This is a genomic window from Nitrospira sp., from assembly GCA_024760545.1.
Lineage (GTDB): Bacteria > Nitrospirota > Nitrospiria > Nitrospirales > Nitrospiraceae > Nitrospira_D.
Window position 1 is genome coordinate 3238140 of sequence record CP060501.1, and the last position, 23816, is coordinate 3261955.

At 56.3% G+C, this 23816-nt stretch carries 19 protein-coding genes; 8 read left to right on the top strand and 11 right to left on the bottom strand.

What is annotated here, in order from left to right:
- The first annotated feature begins 48 nt into the window (after positions 1 to 48).
- From H8K03_15285 to H8K03_15305, 5 genes are all read left to right on the top strand, one after another.
- Positions 49 to 516 carry a 50S ribosomal protein L9 gene (locus H8K03_15285; protein UVT19157.1) on the top strand — a complete coding sequence of 156 codons (468 nt, stop codon included), beginning with the start codon at positions 49 to 51 and terminating at the stop codon, positions 514 to 516.
- A 19-nt stretch (positions 517 to 535) separates the two neighbouring features.
- Positions 536 to 1801: a serine hydroxymethyltransferase gene (locus H8K03_15290; protein ID UVT22503.1), complete on the top strand. Its 1266-nt coding sequence runs from the start codon at positions 536 to 538 to the stop codon at positions 1799 to 1801.
- Positions 1802 to 1833: 32 nt separating this feature from the next.
- The gene (gene nrdR, locus H8K03_15295; GenBank protein UVT19158.1) at positions 1834 to 2298 is read left to right on the top strand and encodes a transcriptional repressor NrdR; all 465 of its coding nucleotides are present in this window, start codon (positions 1834 to 1836) and stop codon (positions 2296 to 2298) included.
- A 112-nt stretch (positions 2299 to 2410) separates the two neighbouring features.
- Positions 2411 to 3514: a hypothetical protein gene (locus H8K03_15300; protein ID UVT19159.1), complete on the top strand. Its 1104-nt coding sequence runs from the start codon at positions 2411 to 2413 to the stop codon at positions 3512 to 3514.
- Positions 3501 to 4172, top strand: coding sequence for a response regulator transcription factor (locus H8K03_15305; GenBank protein ID UVT19160.1), 672 nt, complete (start codon positions 3501 to 3503; stop codon positions 4170 to 4172). The genes H8K03_15300 and H8K03_15305 overlap by 14 nt, the downstream gene beginning before the upstream one ends.
- Positions 4173 to 4332: 160 nt before the next feature.
- On the opposite strand, the gene H8K03_15310 is transcribed toward H8K03_15305, so the two are convergent.
- The 8 genes from H8K03_15310 to H8K03_15345 all read right to left on the bottom strand — a co-directional run bounded on the left by H8K03_15310 (position 4333) and on the right by H8K03_15345 (position 17388).
- Positions 4333 to 5634: a cadherin-like beta sandwich domain-containing protein gene (locus H8K03_15310; GenBank protein ID UVT19161.1), complete on the bottom strand. Its 1302-nt coding sequence runs from the start codon at positions 5632 to 5634 to the stop codon at positions 4333 to 4335.
- Between the two features lie 317 nt (positions 5635 to 5951).
- The gene (locus tag H8K03_15315; protein UVT19162.1) at positions 5952 to 7565 is read right to left on the bottom strand and encodes a cadherin-like beta sandwich domain-containing protein; all 1614 of its coding nucleotides are present in this window, start codon (positions 7563 to 7565) and stop codon (positions 5952 to 5954) included.
- A gap of 324 nt (positions 7566 to 7889) precedes the next feature.
- Positions 7890 to 10487 (bottom strand): cadherin-like beta sandwich domain-containing protein, encoded by a 2598-nt coding sequence (locus tag H8K03_15320; GenBank protein ID UVT19163.1) that lies wholly within the window; start codon positions 10485 to 10487, stop codon positions 7890 to 7892.
- 404 nt (positions 10488 to 10891) lie between these two features.
- On the bottom strand, positions 10892 to 12478 hold the full coding sequence (locus H8K03_15325) for a cadherin-like beta sandwich domain-containing protein (protein UVT19164.1): 1587 nt from the start codon (positions 12476 to 12478) through the stop codon (positions 10892 to 10894).
- A gap of 239 nt (positions 12479 to 12717) precedes the next feature.
- The gene (locus H8K03_15330) at positions 12718 to 14100 is read right to left on the bottom strand and encodes a DUF4340 domain-containing protein (GenBank protein UVT19165.1); all 1383 of its coding nucleotides are present in this window, start codon (positions 14098 to 14100) and stop codon (positions 12718 to 12720) included.
- 3 nt (positions 14101 to 14103) lie between these two features.
- On the bottom strand, positions 14104 to 15627 hold the full coding sequence (locus H8K03_15335; GenBank protein ID UVT19166.1) for a GldG family protein: 1524 nt from the start codon (positions 15625 to 15627) through the stop codon (positions 14104 to 14106).
- Positions 15624 to 16394 (bottom strand): ABC transporter permease subunit, encoded by a 771-nt coding sequence (locus H8K03_15340; GenBank protein UVT19167.1) that lies wholly within the window; start codon positions 16392 to 16394, stop codon positions 15624 to 15626. Before H8K03_15340 ends, H8K03_15335 begins: the two co-directional genes overlap by 4 nt.
- Before the next feature lie 7 nt (positions 16395 to 16401).
- Positions 16402 to 17388 (bottom strand): ATP-binding cassette domain-containing protein, encoded by a 987-nt coding sequence (locus H8K03_15345; protein ID UVT19168.1) that lies wholly within the window; start codon positions 17386 to 17388, stop codon positions 16402 to 16404.
- Between the two features lie 463 nt (positions 17389 to 17851).
- Between H8K03_15345 and H8K03_15350 the strand changes: the two genes are divergently transcribed.
- The 3 genes from H8K03_15350 to H8K03_15360 all read left to right on the top strand — a co-directional run bounded on the left by H8K03_15350 (position 17852) and on the right by H8K03_15360 (position 19729).
- Positions 17852 to 18487, top strand: coding sequence for a septal ring lytic transglycosylase RlpA family protein (locus tag H8K03_15350; GenBank protein ID UVT19169.1), 636 nt, complete (start codon positions 17852 to 17854; stop codon positions 18485 to 18487).
- Between the two features lie 161 nt (positions 18488 to 18648).
- Entirely contained in the window at positions 18649 to 18858 is a 210-nt protein-coding gene (locus tag H8K03_15355) for a hypothetical protein (protein ID UVT19170.1), read from the top strand.
- Positions 18859 to 18895: 37 nt separating this feature from the next.
- The gene (locus H8K03_15360; protein ID UVT19171.1) at positions 18896 to 19729 is read left to right on the top strand and encodes a HEAT repeat domain-containing protein; all 834 of its coding nucleotides are present in this window, start codon (positions 18896 to 18898) and stop codon (positions 19727 to 19729) included.
- Between the two features lie 6 nt (positions 19730 to 19735).
- On the opposite strand, the gene H8K03_15365 is transcribed toward H8K03_15360, so the two are convergent.
- From H8K03_15365 to glgP, 3 genes are read right to left on the bottom strand one after another with little or no spacing between them, the layout of a single operon-like run.
- A complete protein-coding gene (locus H8K03_15365; protein UVT19172.1) occupies positions 19736 to 20191 on the bottom strand; it encodes a hypothetical protein in 456 nt (151 codons plus the stop codon).
- A gap of 12 nt (positions 20192 to 20203) precedes the next feature.
- Positions 20204 to 21613, bottom strand: a complete 1410-nt coding sequence (locus tag H8K03_15370) for a HEAT repeat domain-containing protein (protein UVT19173.1) — start codon at positions 21611 to 21613, stop codon at positions 20204 to 20206.
- The gene (gene glgP, locus H8K03_15375) at positions 21607 to 23769 is read right to left on the bottom strand and encodes an alpha-glucan family phosphorylase (GenBank protein UVT19174.1); all 2163 of its coding nucleotides are present in this window, start codon (positions 23767 to 23769) and stop codon (positions 21607 to 21609) included. The genes H8K03_15370 and glgP overlap by 7 nt, the downstream gene beginning before the upstream one ends.
- Positions 23770 to 23816: the final 47 nt, after the last annotated feature.

Genomic DNA, 23816 nt, shown 5'->3' on the forward strand with positions numbered 1-23816 from the left:
AATCAGGTCAGTATCCTCGCACTCTTTATCATGTGAAGGAGTAGGGGTATGAAAGTCATTCTTCAAGAGACCATGGACGGGGTGGGACATCTCGGGGATCTCATCAACGTCGCTGATGGGTTTGCACGAAATTATCTGTTACCGCGCCGCAAGGCGGTTGAGGCCGATGGCCGTAGCATTAAGGCGTTCGAACACGTCAAGCGAGTGGCCGCTGAGAAGGCCAAGAAGGAAAAGCTGGAGATCGAGTCCTATGCCAAGAAGGTGTCGGCGGTTGAGCTGACGATTGAGGCGCAAGTCGGCAAAGACGACAAGATGTTCGGTTCCGTCACGGGCAAAGACATCGCTGAAGGATTGGCCGCCCAAGGCGTGACGGTGGATCGCCGCAAGATTCAGCTGGCGCATCCGATCAAGGAACTCGGCACGGTGGCGGTGCCGATCAAGATGCCCAGAGATGTGACGGCGACAGTGACGGTTCGCGTGGTGAAGAAACAAGAGCCTGAAGAGCCTTCGGCGTAGGTATTTGAACATGGAAAAGATGGTCGGCGATGCAATCGGTTCATGGGATGCGCTGAAAACCGCAGATCCTGAAGTCTGTGCTGCGATCGAGGCGGAGGAAGTTCGGCAGCGTGAGAAGCTGCTGTTGATTGCGTCGGAAAATTTTGCCAGCCCCGCCGTCCTGGCGGCGCAAGGGTCCTTGCTCACCAACAAGTATGCCGAAGGGTATCCCGGCAAGCGATACTACGGTGGATGTCAGCATGCCGACACAGTGGAAGATCTGGCGATTCAGCGGTGTAAAGACATTTTCGGGGCCGAACACGTCAATGTGCAGCCGCATTCCGGTTCGCAGGCCAACATGGCGGCATATCTGTCGGTTCTGAAGGCGGGGGATACCATTCTTGGAATGGACCTTGCCCAGGGTGGACACCTTACGCATGGGAGCAAAGTCAACTTCTCCGGTCTTCTTTTCCGTGTCTTCTCGTATGGTGTTGATCGCCAGACCGAAACCATCGACTATGATGCCGTCCAAAAGATCGCGGAAGAATGCCGCCCCAGGATGATCGTGGTCGGAGCCAGTGCCTATGCCCGTGTGCTGGATTTTCCAAGATTCCAACAGATCGCCAAATCGGTGGGAGCCTATCTGCTGGTCGATATCGCCCATATCGCCGGGCTCATTGCGGCAGGGCTTCATCCGAATCCCGTTCCCTATGCAGACTTTGTCACGACGACGACCCATAAGACATTGCGCGGTCCGCGCGGGGGCGTCACGATGTGTAAGACCGAGCATGCGAAGGCTGTCGATAAACTGGTGTTTCCGGGTCTACAGGGCGGACCATTGATGCATGTGATCGCCGCCAAGGCGGTCGCCTTCAAGGAGGCGTTGTCGCCGGCATTCAAGCGCTATCAGCAGCAAGTACTCACCAATGCGAAAGCCCTGGCGAGAGAATTCGTCGATCGCGGCTACAAGATCGTCTCCGGCGGAACGGATACGCACCTGATGCTGCTGAACCTCACGAACAAGGGGATCACCGGGAAAGAGGCGGATGCCGCCCTCGATACGGCAGGGATTATCGTCAATAAGAACGCCGTTCCGTACGATGAGAAGCCACCCGCCGTAGCCAGCGGTATCCGCTTGGGGTCGCCGATCGTGTCGACGCGCGGGATGCGTGAATCGGAAATGAAGCAGATCGTCGACTTAGTCGACCGCGTCCTTCAACACCGGCAGGACCCGGCGGTGCTCGAAGAAGTTCGCACACAGGCCAAAGCGTTGTGCGCCAAGTTTCCCATCTTTCATCCCTACTAGTCAGCCGATAACGAGAGAGCAGGTCGCCCCCGGTGAAATGTCCGTTCTGCGATGAACTCGAAGACAAAGTAGTCGATTCTCGTATGGCCAAGGAAGGCGAGGTCATCCGCCGCCGGCGCGAGTGTCTTGGTTGTAAACGCCGCTACACCACCTACGAACGCGTCGAGGAAATTCTGCCCGTCGTCGTGAAAAAAGACGGCCGTCGCGAATCGTTCGACCGCACCAAGATTCTCGCCGGAATGAAGAAAGCGTGCGAAAAACGGCCGATCAGCACCGGGACTATCGAAACCGTCACCGATCGGATAGAAAAACGGATTCAGGAGATGGGCGAAACGGAGATTGAAAGTCGAGTCGTGGGGGAAGAAGTCATGAAGGAGTTGCACCAGCTGGACCAGGTCGCTTATGTTCGATTTGCCTCCGTCTATCGGGAGTTCAAGGACATCGAGCAATTTATGGACGAATTGAAAACGCTGGCTCAGCAACGCCGCGAACGGTAACACGGTACTCCTGGCGCCATGGTCCGTCTTCTCCGGACTCGTTCTTTCCTCTCCGATTCGACAACCAGCCACATTTGATCCTGACGGACTCTGTGCAGGAAGTTCTGAACCGATGAGCAAACCGCTTCCCAAGCGAGTCAGACGGAATACGCCGAGTTCAGGCGCGACGAGCGTCGCCATCATCGGCGCCGGTCGTGGTGGTACGGCATTGATGGAGATTTTTGCGAATGACCCGCTGGTGCAGATTGTGGGCGTCGCGGAACGCGATCCGGAAGCGCCGGGACTGGGATTGGCCAAACAGCTCAGAATCCCGATCACCCGCGATTATCGACAGTTGTTGGCAATGGAGCGAGTCGATCTGGTCATCGATGTGTCGGGCGACGCGGATGTCTGGGTGTTTCTCCAGGATTTTCATCGCATGGGGGTGACGATCATCGGCGGTGCCAGCGCCAAGTTCATGTGGGAATTGATCGAAGCTCGGATTCGCGCAACGGCCGAGATTGAGAAGACCTTGAACAAATATCAATCCCTGTACCGGCTCTACGTGAAAGAGAGCGGAGCAGCGGTGACGGAGGAGCGGACCAGAATAGCCTGCGAGATGCACGATGGACTGGTGCAAAGCCTGGCGGGAGTGAATTTCAAACTGGATCTCTGCCAACAACTGTTCCGGAAGAATCCAAGAGCCAGTTTGACCACCATCAAAGAGAGTAAGGCCCAACTCAAGTTGGCCATTCAGGAGGCCCGGCAGGTCATTTTCAACCTCCGGCCCTTGCACTATGACAAGATGGAATTGATTCCCGCCCTGACAAACTATTTCAAATCCTACGAGATCCAGACCCACATCAACACGAAGTTTACGGTGGCCGGGGATGAGCAAATCCTCTTTCCACGAACGAAGATATTCCTTTTCCGGATCATCCAGGAAGCCTTGAGCAACGTTCAGAAACATGCGAAAGCCGACCGCGTCTCGATCAAACTGGACATCGCGATCGATATGTTGCGCGTCACCATCACCGACAACGGGGTAGGCTTCGACCTGGAAACTGTTTTGCGTGACCCTGAAAAGTGGGATCATTTCGGGATTAAGGGCATCTTGGAACGAGCGCGCTTAGTCGGAGGAGAGGGACGCGTCCAATCCAAACCGGGGAAGGGCACAAAAATTATCGTCGAGGTGCCGCTGGGTTATAAGGAGGAGAGGGGCAATGGAGAAAATTAAGGTTCTGATTTCCGATGATCACCGAGTCGTCCGGGAAGGCTTGGCCGCCATTCTCAAGACCAAAGAGGACATTCAAGTCATCGGTGAAGCGCAGGACGGTGTTGAGGCGGTGGAGAAAGCTCGTGCCCTGCTTCCGGACGTCATTTTGATGGATGTGAGCATGCCGCGAATGGGGGGCGTGGAGGCAACGAGACAGATCAAACGCGAATTTCCCCACATCGGCATCGTGGCCTTGACCATGTATGAGGAACAGCAATACATCTTCGATCTCGTCCGTGCCGGAGCGACGGGGTATTTGCTGAAAGACTCCGAATCGTCGCAGATCGTTGCGGCCATACGCGCCATCTATCGAGGCGAATCACTGATCCACCCCTCCGTCGCCAGCAAAATCTTGGCCGAATTCTCGTTGATGGCCCAAAAGAAAGGAAAGAAGCCGGCTTGGGCGGAGCATGATTTGACCGAGCGGGAGATTACGGTGTTACGATTGGTCGCCGACGGCAAAACCAACAAGGAGATTGCCAACAACCTCGATCTCAGTGAAAAGACCGTGAAGAATCACGTCCGGAACATCTTCCACAAGCTGCAAGTCTACGACCGTACACAAGCGGCAATTCTCGCCATCCGCAAAGGACTGATCGAGCTCGATCCGAAGCGGTAGGATGTACTGCCGCGACAAGGCCGTAGCCTGCACAGTAGCCTTTCGTAGCTCCTTACAGATTGAGTTCCGAGAAGAAGCCCATGGTTTATAGCTAGGGACAGATTCTCTACGGCAGGCTGGCTGAAGCGGCCGCTAGCAGACAGAACAGCCTTCAATATTTCTAGCGGAATCCACGGTCTATGGTGATGGTGTAGGTTCTGGGGTTTCCATTCGGTGCAGTCACGGTGATCGATGCTACGGTGATTGTCCCTGGCCCATTCAATGGAATGGCCGCCCGGCCGGTTGCGATTCCTGCCCCAGCTACCACTGAACCGGACATCACAGCGCTCGGATCAGCTTTGGTTGCGGAAACGGTCACACTGTCGATACCGGCGCCGACGGTGACCGTGTAGATCGGGATACCTGGAGCAAACGCGGGAATCAAACGGCCTGGGGTCACGTTCAACGCCGACAAGGCATTCTCGCTGCCGGGTGTTGCTCGATTTACGGTAATGCCATATGTTTTTGAATCTCCATTCGGTGCCGTCACAGTAATTGACACGGCGGTCGATGTTCCTTGCCCTCCGAGCGTAATGGCCGCCTGGCCGGTTGCGGACCCGGCAGCAGCGGACACCGAACCAGACATCACGGCGTTCGGATCGGCTTTGGTCGCGGAGACGGTCACACTGTCGATGCTGCTGCCGACTGTGACCGTGTAGTTCAGGGTGCTTTGGGCAAACGCGGGAACCAAAACGCCTGGGGTCACACTCAACGCCGACAGATTGTTGTTTACTCGACTCACCGTGATGCGGTACGTCTTCGCGATTCCATTCGACGCGGTTACGGTGATCGACACCACGGTACTTGACCCTGGCTGGCCCAACGGAATGGCCGCCTGGCCGGTTGCGGACCCGGCAGCAGCGGACACCGAACCGGACATCACGGCGTTCGGATCGGCTTTGGTCGCGGAGACGGTCACACTGGTGACGTCGGCGTCGACATCCGTTGTGTAGTTCAAAGTGCCTGGAGCAAAAGCCGGCGACAAGGAGCCTGGTGTCACGCTTAACGCCGACAGATCGTTGTTTACTTTGCGCACAATGACGACATACGTGTGCTGATTTTGGCTCGGTGCCGTCAACACGATAATGATATTCGTTGTAGGCTGCGGGAGCGCGATGGTGCGTGCCTGCCCAGCGCTCGTCTCTTGCCCGTTGATGGTCATCGTTGTTCCGCTGTCTTGAGGGGTGGCTCTTACAGTGACGCTGGTGTCCGCTGTCGACACGTCGACCGTATAGCTGGTGATATCGCTGGAAAAAGCCGGATCAAGCCCTCCAGGGCTAACGCTACCGGTAACGCTCAAGCTGGCGAGCTGCCCCTCCTTGTTAACCGACGCGGTATCCTGGCAGCCGGAGGTCCCCAAGCCGATGACAATCAGAAAGACGGCAGCAATAAATTGTCCGGCTATGGTGAGCGTGCGCCTCATGTAATGCAGGTCACTTTCTCTCGATCGATGATGAGCTGTCTGTTTCGGTGAACCCAAACGGTAGGCGTAGAGGCTACGAGAGGGCTCAAAATCAGCCTATGAGGTTTTCACAAGGCTTAGTGATGGTATAGCTGATCCAATTTGTCGGGTCAACACATTGGATTAGGAGCTGTGAGGATTGCGAAGGGTCCGAGGCAGGTTGCGCCGATGGCTGCGGAGCATTTCTTTGCGCGCTTCCACGTGCTCAGTGTGGAATTCAGTTTGGAGATAAATGGATTCAATGGATTTATTGGATCTACGAATGCGAGGACGATTCGCTAGCGGAACGGTCGGCTCACGGTGATGCGGTAGGTTTTTGGGGTCCCATCCGGTGCGGTCACGGTGATTAACACCTCAGTGCTTGTTCCCAGCCCCACGGAGGCGTTCACTTGGCCCGTTGGGTCCCCTGCCACGGCGATTACCGATCCGGAGGAGGACATCACTGCATTCGGGTCGGATTTGGTGGCGGTAATGGTCACATTGGCGACTCCGCTGTCGACGTTCACTGCGTAGGTCACGATGCTCGGAGTAAAGGGTGGTGCCAGGCTGCCCGATGACACAGTCAAGGCTGACAAGTTGTTGTTCGCGGACGCTGCTCGGCTCACGGTGATGCGGTAGGTCTTGGAGTTTCCATTCGGAGCGGTCACGACAATGGAAATGCTCGTGTCCGATCCCGGAGCGCCGAGGGCAATGTCGCGGCCTTGGCCTGAGCTGGTTCCCTGTCCATTCACCACCATGCTCGCATTCGAATCTGCTTTCGTCGCGGTGACGGTTACGTCGGAGACCGTGGTCGCCACGTCCACCGTGTAGGTTGTGGTCCCTGAAGCAAACCCAGGATCCAAGGAGCCTTGTGTCACAGTCAATGCCGACAAGTTATTATTGCTGGCGAGCGCCGCTCGTTCTACCGTGATGCGGTAGGTCTTTGAGTTTCCATTTTGGGCAGTCACGGTGATCGCCACCGAGGTGGTCGTCCCTGGCCCCCCGAGTTGAATGGATGTTTGTCCCGAAGCTGTTCCCGTCCCGGCGGTTATCGAACCGGACATCTCAGCATTCGAATCGGACTTGGTCGCGAAGACGGTCACGCTCGTAACGGTGGCCGCCACATCTGCGGTGTAGGTCAAGGTCCCAGCAGTAAAGGCGGGAGACAAGGCGCCCGGGGTCACACGCAAGGCCGAGAGATTATTATTGCCCGATTCCGCTCGATTGACGACGACGACATAGGTGTTGCGGCTTCCGCTCTGCGCCGTTAAGACGATCGTAATGCTTGTGCTTGACCCCAGCGATCCCAGCGTGACGGTGCGTCCCTGCCCAACGCCGGTGGCAGCGCCGTTGATCGTCATGGTGGTCGTGTTGTCTTCAGGGGTGGCCACCACCGAGACGCTCGTCACGGTGCTCGCCACGTCTACCACATAGCTCGAGGTGCTTGGAGCAAATGCAGGGGACAAGACGCCTGGAGTTACGCTCAAAGCCGACAGATCGCTATTGTTCGATGCCGTTCTATTGACGACGACGACATAGGTGTTGCGACTTCCACTCTGCGCCGTTAACGCGATCGTAATGCTCGTGCGCGACCCGAGGCCTCCTAACGCGACGGTGCGTCCCTGTCCCGCGTTGGTGGCAGCGCCGTTGATCGTCATGGTGGTCGTGTTGTTCTCAGGGGTGGCGGTCACCGTGACGCTGGTGACGGTCGTCGAGACATCGACCTCATAGCTGACGGTGTTGCTTGAAAAGGCCGGCCGGAGCACCCCGGGGCTGACGGATAGGCTGGAGAGTTGGGCCTCCGGTTCATTCGAGAGCGACCCGCTGTCCTGGCAACCGGAGAAACCTAGTCCAATCGCGAGGAAGAGAACGGCAACGAGAGATCTAGCTGCGACTGTGATGGTACGTCCCATCTCGAGGCGATCACCTTCCTTTGATGCGTGAAGTGATGAGCCAGTCGGTTCTGGTGAACCCAAACGTGAGATGTGGAAATGACGAGAGGGTTCAAATTGGCTGAGCAGGAGTTAAATGTATAGCCAATCCGACCAGTGAGGTCAAGACTTCAAATCGAGCGGGGGTAAATCGGGATGCATGGGAATCGGACGCTTATGGCGAGAGAGATTCTGTGAGAGGCCTATTCTTCCGGAGCTGTGACCGTCTCAGCCATTCATATTCCTGATATCAGGACATTCAGATCGGCATTGAGGACTGAGACGGTCATGCCATTGGTATTGAACTTATCCTGGTCCTCCAGGGGCTGTGCTGTCGATGGTCACACTCAAGCCGCCACTCTGATCAGATTCAAGGCTCGTTGCCGTACTAGTCACTGTGCTGGTAATCGTGTGGGGCCCGTCACTCAGCGATGACGTTGGCTGTAGGGTACCCGCACTAAAGGTAGATCCGACTTTGTTTCCATCCACATACAGGTTTGGAGTCAGACCTGCGCCCGGCTGAGGTATTGCAAATCTAGGTGTCGTGATGTTGGTGTTGTTGTCCGACCTACTAGTGCCAGGCGCGCACCCATCAGGATCAGGATTTGTAGGATCAGGAGGATCAAGAAGGGGACAGGAGTCATCCGCTGCTATCAGATTTGGCGCACTCGCTGGCGCCGGCGGCGGACTCGCCGGAGCCGCCCGGTTCACGGTGATCGTGTAGGTCTGAACGTTAACCCCGTTCTGGGCGGTTACAGTGATCGACACCGATGTGGAAGTTCCTGCTCCGTTCAATGGAACAGTCGCTTGACCTGATGCTGTTCCCGCTGGGATGGTCGCACCACCTAAGGACATAACGGCATTTGAGTCGGACTTAGTCGCGGAAACTGTGACGCTCGTGACGGTGCTATCAACGTTCGTTGTGTAGTTCAGTGTGCTCGCAGCAAAGTTAGGAGATAGGGTACCTTGTGTAACGCTCAATGCCGACAGGTTATCGTTGCTCCCGAGCGCCGCTCTGTTCACGTTAATGCGGTATGTCTTTGAGTTTCCATTGGGGGCCGCCACGTCGATCAACACAGGCGTGGTTGTCCCTGGGCCGCCGAGTTGAATGGTTGCTTGGCCGGTTGCTGTCCCTGCTCCGGCGGTCACGTCCTCGGACATCACGGCATTCACATCGGCCTTTGTAGCCGAGACATTGACGCTGGTGACGTTGCTCGCCACGTTCACTGAATAGGTAAGGGTGCTCGCAGAGAAGGCAGGAGACAGGGTGCCTTGCGTCACGCTCAAGGCCGACAGGTTGTTGTTACTTGCGAGCGCTGCGCGATTCACGGTGACGCGGTATGACTTGGGGCTGCCATTCGGAGCAGTAACCGTGATCAAAACCACGGTGCCCGTCCCTTGCCCGCCGAGTTGAATGGTCGCTTGACCGGTTGCCGTTCCCGCGCCGGCTATCACGTCTTCAGACATCACGGCAGTTGCATCGGCTTTGGTGGCCGAGACATTCACGCTGGTGACAGTACTCGCCACGTTCACTGTGTAGTTTAGGGTGTTTTGCGCAAACGCAGGAGCCAAGGCACCTTGCGTGACACTCAATGCCGAGAGATTATTGTTTCCACCAAGCGCGGCACGGATGACGTTCACCGTGTATGTATTCTGGCTGCCGTTCTGTGCCCTCACCGTAATATTGATCAAGGTGTTCGATCCGGCCGCATTCAATCCGATGGTCCGAGCCTGCCCGGAGTTGGTGGCTTGATTATTCACCGTCATGGTCGCCGCGGTATCTTGCAGCGTCGGCGTCACCGTAAATTGGGTCACGCCGCTTACTACGTTGACTGTGTAATCCTCTGTACCGGCGCTGAAGGCGGGGGCTAAGGATCCCGGCGACACAGCCAAACCCTGAAGATTATTGTTTCCCGCAAGCGCGGCGCGCATGACGTTTACGGAATACGTCTTCTGAGTCCCATTCTGTGCGGTTACCACGATATTGATAAAGGTGCTCGATCCGGCCGCATTCAATGCGATAGTTCGGGCCTGCCCGGAGTTGGTGGTTTGATTATTCACCGTCATAGTTGACGCGGTATCTTGCAGCGTCGGCGTCACCGTAAATTGGGTCACGCCACTTCCCACGTTGGCCGTGTATCCAACTGTGCCTGCGTTGAAGGATGGGGCCAACGTTCCTGGTGAAATGGCCAGACCTTGCAAGTTGTTGTTGGCGGATACTCCGCGGCTTACAGTCACGAGATAGGTTTTGTCATTGCCATTCTGGGCGGTCACGATAATCGTGATGCTTGTGCTTTGGCCTGGGCCATTGAGGGATACTGCGCGGGCTTGACCAGAGACCGCGGCTTGTCCATTCACGGTCACCGTTGCAGCAGGATCCGACAGCGTGGGAGTTATATTGACGCTTCCGACGTTGTTGGCAACACTTACGGTATAGCTTTGCACGTTCGCATCGAATGCAGGCGCCAGTGTTGCGGAGGCTACCGCCAAACTCTGCAATGAATTGTTTCCAGCCAATCCTGCTCTGACCAGACGGACTGTGTAGGTTCTCGAATTATTGGTTGATTCTGAAACCACAACATTGACGACTGTCGTTGACCCTGCCGGGTCCAGTGTAATGGTACGGCTTGTCGTCGACTGCCCATTGATAGACACAGTGTCGCCTGACACGGCCGCTTGAGCGGTGATGATCACACTTGCAATGTTATTGGTCAGATCGACACGGTATGAGGTTGTTCCCGCGCTAAACCCCGGTTGAAGTGTGCCGGGACTGACTGTGAGCCTGGAGAGTTCCACTTCTGGGTTGACTGTCGCTGAGTCGCCACAACCATAGGCGCTCAACCCGAGTGCAACAAGAAAAGCGGCGGCTAGATACTGTCCAGCAACGGTCATGGTGCGTTTCATAATTAGCATCGTCTTTCTTTAGAGGTATGAAGTGTCAGGTCCATCATTGTGAACCCTAACAAGAGGTGCGGACACTACGAGACGGCTCAAACTGGTCCATTTACCCACTCATGCACCAGTGTATGTTTCAGTGAACGGGGGCAGTACGTATAACCGATCCACTTGGGTGAGGTCAAGAGCCATCAGGCGGCGGTGGGCTGGGCTCTGCGGGAATCAAGTACCTACTGTGGGCAAGATTTTCGATGAGAATTGTGAGGCCGCTCGGGTCACTCACCCAGGGTGTGAGAACCGCTGGTGTTCGGACTAGCGGGATTGTGTGGGTCGTATACTGGTATGGCGATGTCGATACGGCGGCTCTATGATCCGTCGGATCCCATAGGATCCGACGGCGAGTGGGATCATTTCTAGAATAACGTTCTGACGATGACAACAGAGTATGGCTTTGATTCTCCGTTCGGGGCCGTAACGGTGATCGACACCGTCACGGGTAATAGTGGTACGAGGAGAAAGGGCTGTTGTCCTGTTGCGACCCCGGCTCCAGCCGTTACGTCACCCGACATCACGGCATTCGGATCGGATTTGGTTGCGGAGACGATTACACTGTCGACACTGAACGGAACTTCCACCGAATACGTCGTTGTGCTCTGAGCAAAGTCGGGAACCAAGGTGCCGGGTGTCACCGTCAATGCCGACAGGTTGTTGTCGCTGGCCGGAGCAGCTCGGTTCACAGTGATCCGGTATGTCTTTGAGGTGCCATTCGGAGCCGTCACGATGATGGACACCAGCTTGCTGGTCCCCGGTCCATCGAGCGGGATAATTGCGTGTCCTTGATTGGGCACATCACCCGATATTACGGCATTCGAATCGGACTTCGTTGCCGTGACGGTCACTTCGGTAACGTCAGTGGCCACATCCACCGTGTAGTTCAAGGTTCCCGAAGCAAATGGAGGAGCCAAGGCGCCTGGTGTGACCGTCAAGGCCGACAGATTGTTGTCACTTGAGAGAAGACGGTTCACGGTAATCGTATAAGTCTTTGAGTCGCCATTCGGGGCTGTGACACTAATCGATACGATCTTGCTGGTCCCCGGTCCATCGAGCGGGATAATTGCTTGTCCTTGATTGGGCACGTCACCCGATATCACGGCATTCGAATCGGACTTCGTGGCTGTCACGGTCACTGCAGTGACATTGGTGGCCACATCCACCGAGTAGTTCAAAGTAGCCGGAGCAAACGCGGGATCCAAGACACCTGGTGTGACCGTTAAGGCCGACAGATTGTTATCGCCGGAGAGGCGGTTGACAGTAATGGTGTAGGTCTTAGCGGCGCCATTCGGCGCTGTGACAGTGATCGACACCTGCTTGCTGGTCCCTGGCGCATCAAGCGGGATGGTCGCTTGTCCTGTTGCGACTCCTGCTCCAGCCGTTACCGAACCAGACATCACAGCAATAGGGTCAGATTTCGTTGCCGAGACGGACACTTGGGTAACCGAGGTAGCAACGTTAACGGTGTAGTTCAAGGTAGCCGGATCAAAGGCAGGGGCCAACGGGCCCGGTGTGACGGTCAACGCTGATAGATTATTGTCGCTTGATAAGGGTCTAATGACGTCGACGCTATAAGTGGTTTCGCCTCCTGTCTGTGTCGTCAAATTGATGCTGATGGTGGTAGTCGATCCAGGAGGACCAAGTGTCACGATGCGCCCCTGCCCAGCACTTGTTAGGTTCCCATTGATCGTAATCGTTGCTTTACTATCCTTGGGCCTGGCCGTCACTGTGACACTGGCCGTGGCTGCCGATACTCTGAATGCGTAACTTGTGACATTGCTTGAAAAGGCCGGCTGGAGCTTCCCGGGGGTAATTCCCAAGCTCGAGAGTGGTACCTCAGGTTCATCCGAAACCGAGGCTTTATCCGAACAGCCAAAGGCGCTCAAACAAAGAGCGACGATCAGGGTAGCGGCTAGATATTGGCATATGGCAGTAACGGTTTGTTTCATATGAAGCCATCCATTTTCGATTGACACTGAAGGAATGAGGTCTTTTCAAACTCCTGTGAATCCACAGGGTAGAACTGGATACTACGAGAGGGTCCTAAATCGGTCTAGCCCTACATAGGTAAGGGTTTGCCTGAATTTTAAGGAGCGAAGGATCCGAGGATGAAATTATTATTTTGGAGCTGGAATGCTGAAGGTGCCGGTAGTCACAAGTCTATCGGACATCTTTGACTGCGAGGCCATCACTGTCCGGTTCCCTGAGTGCCCTGCGGTTTGGCGAGAAGGTCGGTCTTGAGTGGAATCTGGGTGAGGAGATCAGGACGCACTTGAAACACACCCTGCAGACGTTGGCCGGTGGCAAAGACAAGGTTTCCTGCATGGTTGCCGAGCGTCAGTTTTCCGATGGTTTTGCCGTCTTTGCCGGTGGCGACAAATTCCGCACTGGGCGCCAATAGTCCATACGGAGCCAGCGGCGCCGACTGCTTCATCACGCGTTCCTCGGCCGGCAGATTCGCAACTCGACTGACGAAGAGATCCGCCGCCTCTTGGCTGACCTTATCCGTAGGCTGGTCTTCGAGCACCCACTCGCCGGTTTGATTGATCAAGACATACTGCTGATCTCTGGTTTTGACCGACAACATCGCGATATCCGTGTAGTCAAGGCCGAGGAGTCGTTTATCCTGCAGATTGAACAGCTCCTTGGTCAGGTCCTTGAGCAGCGCCGGGTTGATGTAATAGAGCGGCGCATCGGCTGTCGTTTCCGCAATGGCCTCGCCGCTTTGGGGATCGGGCTGATAGAGCCGGACTGATTGGTCGCCGGCGGCGGTATGTAGCGTGACCTTCACTTTTGGCGTCGTCAGGGTCTTGGCAATAGCGTCTCGTTCGGGGCCGGGATCGATGATGCCAAGCGCCTTCAGGTCTTCCAATCGAAACATCATTGAACGAACTTCATTCTGGTCTGCTTCGGCTTCGATCGGATAACGGATTTTCCACAAGGGCTTGGGCTTGTCCTTGGCCATATTGTAGATCACGATTTCGGTCGTCGGATAGGTCAGGCGAACCCGCTCGATGTCGTTTTGCACGAATCTCAGCAGCTCTTTCCGGCGGAACGCCATCAAGGATTTATTGATGAAGTCTTTCGGCGCCAGGTTCGTCAGGAGCACACGCCGGTCCGATACACGCAGCACATAGAGAGTATTTGAAAGGGGACCGCTGTCGCCGATCAAAATCGTCTCTTGTTGCGTTCCGGCTGTGATGGTGAGAGTAGTCACCGGCTGTTCAAGCCCGAATGGCGCCAGTGTGGTGGCTTGCTCTTCAACCGTTCTATTCACAGCCCCCGTCACTAACGCTCGAATGAGTGCCTGCACCTCGCGGTTATCCGCATCCGTTTGAAGGGGGGTTACGATAGTCCACTTGCCAGGTTCCGTCAGCTTGAATTCGATCGGTCCCTGTGCGGTGGTGATGGAGAGTCCGGTGATCGCGGTTTCCGGGAAAAGCAGGAGGTGCTTCTGCTCGCTTTCCTGTTTCTCTTCTCGTTGCTTGGCGGGAAATTCGACGAGATAGAGGTAGCCACCCAGACCGGCCAGCACGGCGAACATGAGTAAAGTCGGCCAGTAGCGCGTCATAGGCTAGAGGCGGCGGCGTTTTCTCCACACGATGATGCCGGTGAGAAACGTCATGAGCGGAAGGAAGACGACCTGAATGTAAATCAACGCGCGTTCCTGCGTGGGGTTAGGCGTGAAGGGTCGCAACGCGGGCTCTTTTGGCGCGATGGAAATCAAGTCGCGTTCTTCTGCCAGCCAACCCGTCGTGTGGAGGAAAAAGTCGCTGTTGCCGGGAAAATTGAAAAACGCGTTGGACACAAACGTGGAGTTGCCGATCACCACGATAGCCGGACGCGGTTTCCCTTCTTCAGGAGCCTTCTTAGGCGCCAGCGCTGCGGCCATGGGTAGCGGTCCTTTCACGTCTTCCTTTTCGTTCAGGCTCACGACCCGGCCCTGCATATTCGTTTCAGCCCAACTGTTCGGCGATGTACGGGCAAGCGGCACGAAGTCCCAATCTTTTCCAACTAGTTCGTCGAACATCACGTGTCGGGACAGTGGCAACAGCACGGCAGAGGTGAGGTCCTGGGTGATCTCATGCTCAGTAAACGTCCTGACCAATAGTGCGGTAAGGTCTCCCTGGGCCAATCGATCCTGTAAGTCCACCAAGACCCCGGGACCCAAGCCGAGTCCCCAATGGGCGAGCAGTGACTCCAAACCAGTCTGAGTGTCGGGGTCGGCCAGAACCAAAAGATGGCCGCCCTTCTCGACATAGTTCTGAATACGGTCCTGCTCCTCTTTCATCACAGCGCGGCGTGGGCCGGCCAAGACCAACACTGAAGTATTGTCCGGCACGGCCGATTCCTTCAGGAGCGAGATGGTGCCGACCTCATAGCCTTGACGAGTCAGGGCTTCTTTCGCAAGGGAAAGGCCGTTGCGATCCTTATCCTCGACACTCAGCTCGCTGTGCCCCTCGACAAACACGATGCGTTTCTTGGCGTCCTTGGATATTCGAAGCAGGGCACCGGTCAATTCCACTTCAGACGGTGAGGTGACGCGGATCGTCTGGCCGTTGCTCTCAAAAATTGCGGTATCGGTTCGGAAGATTCCATAGTTTTGGGCAAGCTTTGGCTGTTTCTCCGGATCGATGAACTCTATGGTGAGCTTCGTGGAGGCTTGTCGATAACTCTCCAGTCGTTCCTTATAGGCCTGGTAGCCGGGATCTTTTTCCCTCGTGAAAACGGTGATCTTGACGTCGCGCGCCAAGGTTCGAAGGATCCGATGAGTTTGCGGTGCGAGCGTGAAATTCTGGTTCTCCGAAAGGTCCCAGCGTACTGAGTGCCGGGACGCCAAAAAGTTCATGATGACCAGAATACCCGAAACGAGCACGATCATGAGAAAGCTATTCAGCCCCATCTTGGTCGAACGCCGGCCTGAAAAGGCTTTGACGGTCTCGAAGTGCAGGACGAAAAACAGCACCAAGCAGATCAATGCCAACCCTTCCGCGATCGTGACCGCCCACAGCCAGTCAGGTCGAAGGCTGTACGCAATCATGCCCCCGATTCCGAGCACGACTCCGAGCAAGCCGAGGGGGAGAGATTTGAGGTTCATTTCCAGCGTGTCGATTCCACGACTCGATGTGTGAGGAACAGCATGAGCGCCAGTCCGCTTCCGAAGTACACGAGATCGCTTGTGTCGATGAGTCCCCGCACCAGACGCTCATAGTGCTCCATGAAGGAGACATACGAGATGATTCGGCCTGCAGGGGTGTCGCCGAAAAGGCTCCCTAACCCGGAAATCAACCAGATCGTTAGCAGCATGCCGAAGCTGACAAAGGCGGCGACGATCTGGTTCTCCGTCAACGCCGACGCAAACACTCCCACGGAAAGAAAGAGGGCTCCCAACAGCACCATCCCCAGATAGCCGGTCCAGATGGGGTTCCAATCGAAATCGCTGAACAGCATCAATACAGTCGGCACCAGCACGGTTAGTCCCAAGAGGCCGAGATAAACCAGAAAGACACTGACGAACTTGGCGATGACTATCTCATTGATCCTGATGGGCGACGTCATCAGGAACTCAAACGTCCGAAGCTTGCGCTCTTCCGCGAACAATCGCATGGTCAGAATAGGCAGAATGAGCAGGAGGACGATACGCATGCTGGCGAAGAGATTTCGAAAGACCAGATCGTTCAAATTGATCTGGGCCATCCCCCCCTGCATCTGCATCAATTGGATGGCTTGCGCACCGGCAAATCCGACATAGAGATATGAGAGTAGTCCAAAGATGAGCAGAAAGACGGCCCCCACCACATAGACAATGGGGGATACGAAATACCCACGCAGTTCCTTGGCGATGACGGCCTGCACCGGGGTCATGGGGTGTCTACGCGTCCGTCCTTTCAGCAGAGGCCGTGCTGACCATAGCTTCCGTCGGATCTGAGAGATGGTCCTCGTGGCGCGTGAGGTGGAGGAACACGTCTTCCAATGTCATAGACACGGTGCGGAGTTCGAGCAATCCCCACTGGTTTGAGACCACCACACGTGCGATCTCGTCCCGCAGATCGTGACCCAGTTCGCACTCGATGAGGAAAGTGCCCCCTGCCTGGCCTGGGAGAACATTCAAGATGCCGGAGATCGCACGGAGCTTCATCTCGCAGTCGGCCGGGCATGTCTTGAGGGTAATTGAAATTTTCTCCGATTGACGTAGTCGGGCCGACAATTGTTCGGGGGTATCCTCCGCGACGATCCGCCCCTTGTTGATAATGACCACTCGTTGGCAGACTGCCGTCGCTTCCGGGAGGATATGAGTGCTGAGAATGACTGAATGCGAGCCGGCCAGGCTCTTGATGAGTTCCCTGATTTCAATGATCTGTTTGGGATCGAGACCGACCGTCGGTTCGTCGAGGATCAGCACCGGGGGGTCGTGCAGCAGCGCTTGTGCCAGTCCTACGCGTTGGCGATAGCCACGGGAGAGGTTGCCGATCAGCCGGTGGCGTACGGAGCCGAGTTCGAGCCGTCCGACTGATTGGTCGAGCGCTGATGTCAGCTTAGGTCCTGTGATCCCGCGAAGTCGTCCGACAAAGGTCAGATATTCGGTGACCGTCAGTTCTTGATAGACCGGCGGAGTTTCCGGCAGGTATCCGATCTGCCGCTTGACCTCCAGTGGTTGATCGGTACAGTCATAGCCGGCCACTTTCGCACTGCCCTCCGTCGCCGGCATGAAACAGGTCAGGATCCGCATGGTGGTCGTTTTGCCTGCGCCGTTGGGGCCAAGGAATGCCAAGACTTCTCCCTTGGCCACGGAGAAGGTGACGCGATCAATAGCCGTGTGATGGCCGTATCGTTTGGTAATGTTCTGAACGTCGATCACGAATGCGATATCGGTGTGAGCAACTGTGGAGAATGGAGCGGTAACGCTCTAGAATACGACAGCATTGACTCAGGGATCTTACTCACTCCGTCGGAAGCAGTCAATACGGCCACAAGGACCACATGCCCTGAGGAAACACGACTGCGCAGTGGTATGGCTATTCGGACGTGAACGTTCGTCACTCTGTGCTCGTCGATAGTTCTTCGTCTTCATTGCCCGGTCTGTTTCACTCTCAAGGTGTTGATTTAGACGTACTTCTCCTTTATATAGAGGTGCGCCGCAGGCCAGCTTCTTGCCGTTGCGTGTGTTTTCCCCCCTTGATAACGGAATTGGTGGACTCCATACGGAGGTGGGGGTGGCGGGTACTCCAGTCGGTATTGTTGAAGTCCTATGTCTCTCATAACCTGATATCGACGTGTACGACGAACGGTCGATAGCAAGCCAAAGGGAGGCGAAACGCAGCATGTACACAGACATCCACCACAGCTGGTCCTCATCGTATAAGCATTGTGCAATGGTTCTATGTCTTTCGTTGGGAGCCTGTTCTTGGATTCCCAAAGGGGATATGCAACTCGATGTCGGGATCAAGGATCGAGGAGTAGCTTCATGGTACGGTGAACAGTTTCACGGAAAACAAGCTGCGAATGGCGAGCTATTCGATATGGAAGCCCTGACGGCTGCGCATAGAACTATTCCTCTTGGGAGTGTGGTGCGTGTGGTTAATTTGACCAATGGGAAACACCTCTATGTGCGGATTACCGACCGTGGTCCTTACGAAAAAGGCCGGATTCTTGATCTTTCCCGTCGTGCGGCCGTGCAGTTGGGTATGGAGCATGAAGGGTTGGCGCATGTGCAAGTGGAGATCGTCGGTGAGCGCCATCCGGAGCTGATCTTGCTTTCAGAACGATTCTCAGAACGAGCGACCTCACTTCTTGCCGCTGCCGGGCCGGAATTTGACCGGACGTCACCTGGTATGGTTTCGCCAGCTCGAAATTTCATAGGTGATCTTTGGATCGAGAGGCGCAATCGCTGGGCGCTTGCGATGCTCGTTGCGGATCATCCGGCGCAGGTTCCGGTCGCCTCATTGGTCATCAACTAAGTTCAGCCTATTCCGCAGGCTTCCCGGTCTGCTCCTCGCCAACGACCCCGTATGCTGGTTGTCCACTCGAGGTTGACAGTGCGCAAAGCTCTCTACTAGACTGCACCTTCTCGTCGTCACCGTACAATACGTAAGTCTATTCGAAGGGGAGGCACAGATCGATGGCCAAGAAGCGAGCCGCGGAACCGGATGAAGCCAGGTTGAAAAAGAAGATTACAGCGAAGCTCACCAACCACGGCAATCCTGAAGGGGATTCCGCGGTAAGATCACTCAAGAAACGATTGAAGAGGGAGCAGCGGAAACGGCGGGCGCTTGCACTGCGAAAAAAGCGGGCGGCTGGAAGCAAAGGTGCGGCGGCTACCTCTGCCTAGTCTAGCGGGTGCCGCAGTCGTGTCTGGTACTGATTCAATGGAACAAGAACCAAAACATTCAATTCAGGGGATGAATCCTCTCAACCAGCAGGCCGGTGATGGGCCACTCGGTGGCGTTGCCGCCGATCCGACCCAGGCTGAATCACCAGCCCAGTCTGACGCGCTGACCATCGGCCAAGATCCTGTTGCGCTTGAAGAAGAGCAGGTAAAGGATGAGATCGATATTCAGATCGACCTCCTGAATGATCCTGACTGGGTGGTCCGCCGAGAAGCTATCATCACACTCGGCGAGATGGGTGACGAGCGTTGTGTGGCGCCATTGACCCGCGCGTTGCGCGACGGTGATTGGCAGGTCCGAGAAGTTGCGATTGAAGCATTAAGTCAGGTGGGCTCTCCCGCCGTCGACACACTCCTCAAATTGCTCCGTGACTGGGAAGTGCGCAAGTATGCCATTGCTGCGCTCGGCAAAATCCGCGATGAACGCGTGCTTGATCCTCTGATGCTCCAACTTCGGAACGATGAGTTTAAGGATGATGCCATCGAGGCCTTGGTCCAACTGGGTCGGCCGTCCGTTGAGAAGTTGATTGTGGCGCTTCGCGACAAGGATGAAAATGTCCGCAAGAGCGCAGTGCTCGCGTTGGGAAGGATTAAAAGCGGCGAAGCCATCGATCCGTTGATTGAAATGCTTGGCGATAAAGACTGGTTCACGCGGTTGACGGCGGCTGCCGCCTTGGAATCGATCGGCGACGAACGAGGCCGCGAAGCGATCAAGCCGTTGCTCAAGGATCCCGATATGGTGGTCAAGATGCGGGTGGAACGAATTTTGGCGAAGTGGAAGAAACAGCCGATCTCTCAACCGGCCAATGCCTGACCCCGTTTACTTATTGAGCAATTGATCCATCCGTAGCTGTAACTCATCCAGTTTCTTCAACGATACCGGCTTCCCCATCGCGATTTCCAGCCGTACCTCCCTCAGTGCTCCAGCCAGATCCGCTAGGGCATTCGTGGAGCTGTCCGGCTTGGTTCCTTTCGTAGTGGTTTCCACGGCATTGACGGCCTCAGCCAGTTCTTTCGCCGTGTCGCCGAAGTTTCGTTCCACGAGGTGCGCTTTTGCCTGTACTAAATGGGATTTGGCCTCCACGAGACCTTGACGCCTGCGGAGATCGCGCTCGATTCCGAGCGTCGTATCCAATACGTTTCGAGACAAATCCTTTAACGTCTGTTGAAGGTCGGAGACCGTTTTCTGCAGCGTTCCGACGGGCCGTTGTCCGAGATAGTAGCCCGCTCCGAATGCGCTGACGAGCAACACCAGGACGCTGAGAAATTTGGCCATGGAGGTCCTCAGTTAGCGGCGACGTGTTGATGGGTTCAGCCGGCCTAGCTGTTGTAACAGACTGTTCGCCGCAGCGATTCGCACGGCTTCATCGGAGTCTTGTAACCCTCTCACCAGTGAGGGCACAGCGTTGTCACTGCCTTTTCGCAAGGCCTTGGCGGCCATTAGGCGAGGAAGCGGCTGCTGATCCTGCAGTAGGGTTTGTAGAACCGTCAGCGCTTGTTCGCCGGAGGATGCGCTCAAAGCCTGCGCTGCCGCGCCGCGAATGGAAGGGTCGGGATGCCGGGCCAGATCAGACGCGAGAGTAATCGCTGAGGCCTCTCCGAGGTGCAGCAGCCCTTCTGCGGCATTGGCACGGACGTGAAAATTCGGATCCCTGGTGAGCGCCATCAACAGAGGCCGGTTTTCCTTGATCCCGAGTTTCCCCAGACTTGCGGCGGCCACGCCGCGAACCATCGCCATTTCGTCCCCTATGGCATGTGTCAACGGAGCCACGCCGCCGGGGGAACCGAACTCTCCCAGCGCTCCGGCAGCGAAGGCACGCACGGATGGATCGGGATCATACACAGCTTGGGCAAGGACTGCCAGGCTTGCCGGGCGCTTCAGGCGCCCTAAGACACCCAACGCCGCCATTCTCGATTCCGCATCCGGTAACGTGGCCGCGCTGGTGATGTCGTCCAGCTTCTCGGAATGGCCCAGCTTAAACAGGGCTGCGTACGCGAAAATGGCTTCAGGCCCGTCTTCAGAGCGCGCAACGTCGAGCAACCGTTGCCGAACATCGGCGGCGTTCGCTTCTCCCAATGCGGTCATCGCGGCGATGCGGACGGTCGGCATCTCATCACGCAGGGCACGGCGTAATGCGCCGGACTTCGCGGCGAGTCCGGCTTTCCCGATCGCCTCTGCCGCGCGCGCCCGTACGACAATCGAGGTATCAAGTAGGCCATCCTCTAACAACGCCGCAGTTTCCGGCAGGCCCAAGTCTGCCAAGGCCGAATAGGCTGCGATACGAACATGCTCTTTCCGGTCCCGAACATGGCTGGTAATTACGCCGAGTGCCAATGGGCGAAGGAGTGAAGAGTCGTGAGACTGTCCCAGCTGGTTCAATTTCCCGTAAATCGCGAGCGCTTCATCTGTTCGCCCAGTGCGGACGTAGCTTAACAGGGAAAGGCGGAGGAATTGTCGCGACGGCCTGGCATCAGGTGGCAGCTCTCGGAAGAGAGCCGTGACGGCTGGGTAGTCACCGGCTTTGAAAAGGGCCTCAGCTTTCGATTCGACCGCGGCAGGAGTTTCTGCCGATGCGGTATAGAGAGGCGCTGTGATGAGACTGAGAAGGAGCGCGCCTCGTACCAGCCGGGTGCGGAGTGGGTTGACCCCTGGATGCTCTGGGTGACGCCGACCTACAACGTCGAACCGAGCTACCATGTCGTCGGCAGACGTACCGTGGCGCCACGGTACATTAGACTGACATAGTCTTTCACCATACGCGTGGTGCAGAACTGGGGTGCGATGGTACGGATGCATTCTTTGACCATTTGGAGCCAACCTCGGGGAATGCCGTCACGATCGCGCTGATAGAACAGCGGCACGACTTCTTGTTCCAACATGCGATAGAGCTGTTCGGTATCGTGGTGATCTTGAGCTTGCGGATCGGCCTGCTCGCTCAACGGCTGGATGCCCCAGCCGTTGGCCCCGTTGTATCCCTCGACCCACCATCCATCAAGAACACTCAGATTCAACACGCCGTTCAGGGCGGCTTTCATTCCGCTGGTGCCGCTGGCTTCCAGCGGAAATCGAGGGGTGTTCAACCAAATGTCGACGCCTTGGACGAGATACTTCGCCATATGCATCTCGTAATCTTCGAGGAATGCGACGCGACCTCCCAGCTTATGATCATGGCAGAAGCTCAGCACTTCATGAATAAAGTATCGCCCTGGTTCATCGGCCGGGTGGGCCTTTCCCGCGAAGATAAGTTGCACCGGCCTCCATCGGTCTTGGAGGAGAGCCTTCAACCGTTCCAGGTCTCGGAAGAGTAAGGTTGCCCGTTTGTAGGTCGCGAATCGTCGGGCAAACCCGATCGTCAACGCTTCGGGATCCAGCAGCGTGCCGCGCGTGAGGACTTGAGACGGCTGCAGGTGCCCATGCATCCAACCGTTTCTGGCTCGATCGCGGATAAACCCCATCAGCTTCCGCTTCATCGTTTGTCGAACGGTCCACAGTTCATGATCTGGGATATCCATCACCCGCTGCCACATGGCCGGATCGTCGCAGGTGTGTGTCCAGGTCGGGCTGAGTGATTTGCTGTATAAATGGTGGAGTTCCGGCGAGATCCATGTCGGTGCATGAATCCCGTTCGTCACGCTGCGGATCGGTATCTGGTCGGTCGGCAACCCTGGCCAGAAGTGGTGCCACATCTCGCGCGTGACGCGGCCGTGCTCGCGGCTTACGCCGTTGACGTGGGCCGACAAGCGCATGACCAGGGCGGTCATGTTGAAGCCTTGTCCGCGCGACTCGGGAGTTTCACCGAGTCGGAGAAATTCGTCACGCGAAAGGCTCAATTGTTCCCAGTAGCCTGCAAAGTATCGATCCATCAGATAGTGCGGGAATACATCGTGCCCGGCCGGCACGGGCGTGTGCGTCGTGAAGACCGTGCTCTGACGGACAAGTTCGCTGGCTTCCGCGTGGGATGAACCCTTTTGGACCAATTCGCGTACTCGCTCCAGTGTGAGGAATGCTGAGTGACCTTCGTTGGCATGCCAGACTGATGGAGAGATACCGAGCGAACGCAGCATGCGCACGCCGCCGATGCCCAGCAAGATTTCTTGACACAGCCGCATTTCCTGATCGCCGCCGTACAGACGAGCCGAAAGAGCGCGGTCTTCGGGACTGTTTTCCGGCACGTCGGTATCGATGAGGAAGAGCGGGATCCGTCCCACCAATACTTTCCAGACTGCCGCGGTCACACGGCGGTTGCCCATCTCGACCGCAAACCGGCAAGGCTCTCCCGAGGGAGTCAGCGCCGGATGCACTGGAGACTCGTCACGGTTGAACGGGGCGTAGGCCGCCTCTTGCCATCCTTCCGGCGTAATCCGTTGGCGAAAATAGCCTTGCGGATACATGAATCCGATACCGACGAGCGGTAAACCCAGATCGCTCGCTTCCTTACAATGGTCACCGGCCAAGATGCCGAGGCCGCCGCTATAAATGGGAACGGAGGCATGTAAGCCGAATTCGGCCGAGAAGTAGGCGATGGTCGTCTTCGTCAAGTCGGCATGGTGAGTTCCCACCCAACTCTTTTTGTTGGCAAGATACTCGTCAAACAGGCGGAACACGGCTGAGTATTGACGGAGAAACGCTGGATCCTCGGCCAAGCGCGTGAGCCGGTCCGCCTTGACATCAGCAAGGAGTTTGACCGGATTATGGTTGGTGAGAAACCACAAGGTCGGATCGATCACTTCGAACAGTTGACGAGCTTCCAAGGTCCAGCTCCACCACAGATTCCGCGCCAGTTCAGGCAGGCGGTTGAGGCTCTGGGGGAGAGGATTGGGGGAACTGGTTACGTCATTATTCTGAGAATCCACAAACACTCCTTAGGTCAAAATAAGGCATGGATACAGGCTGTGGAGGG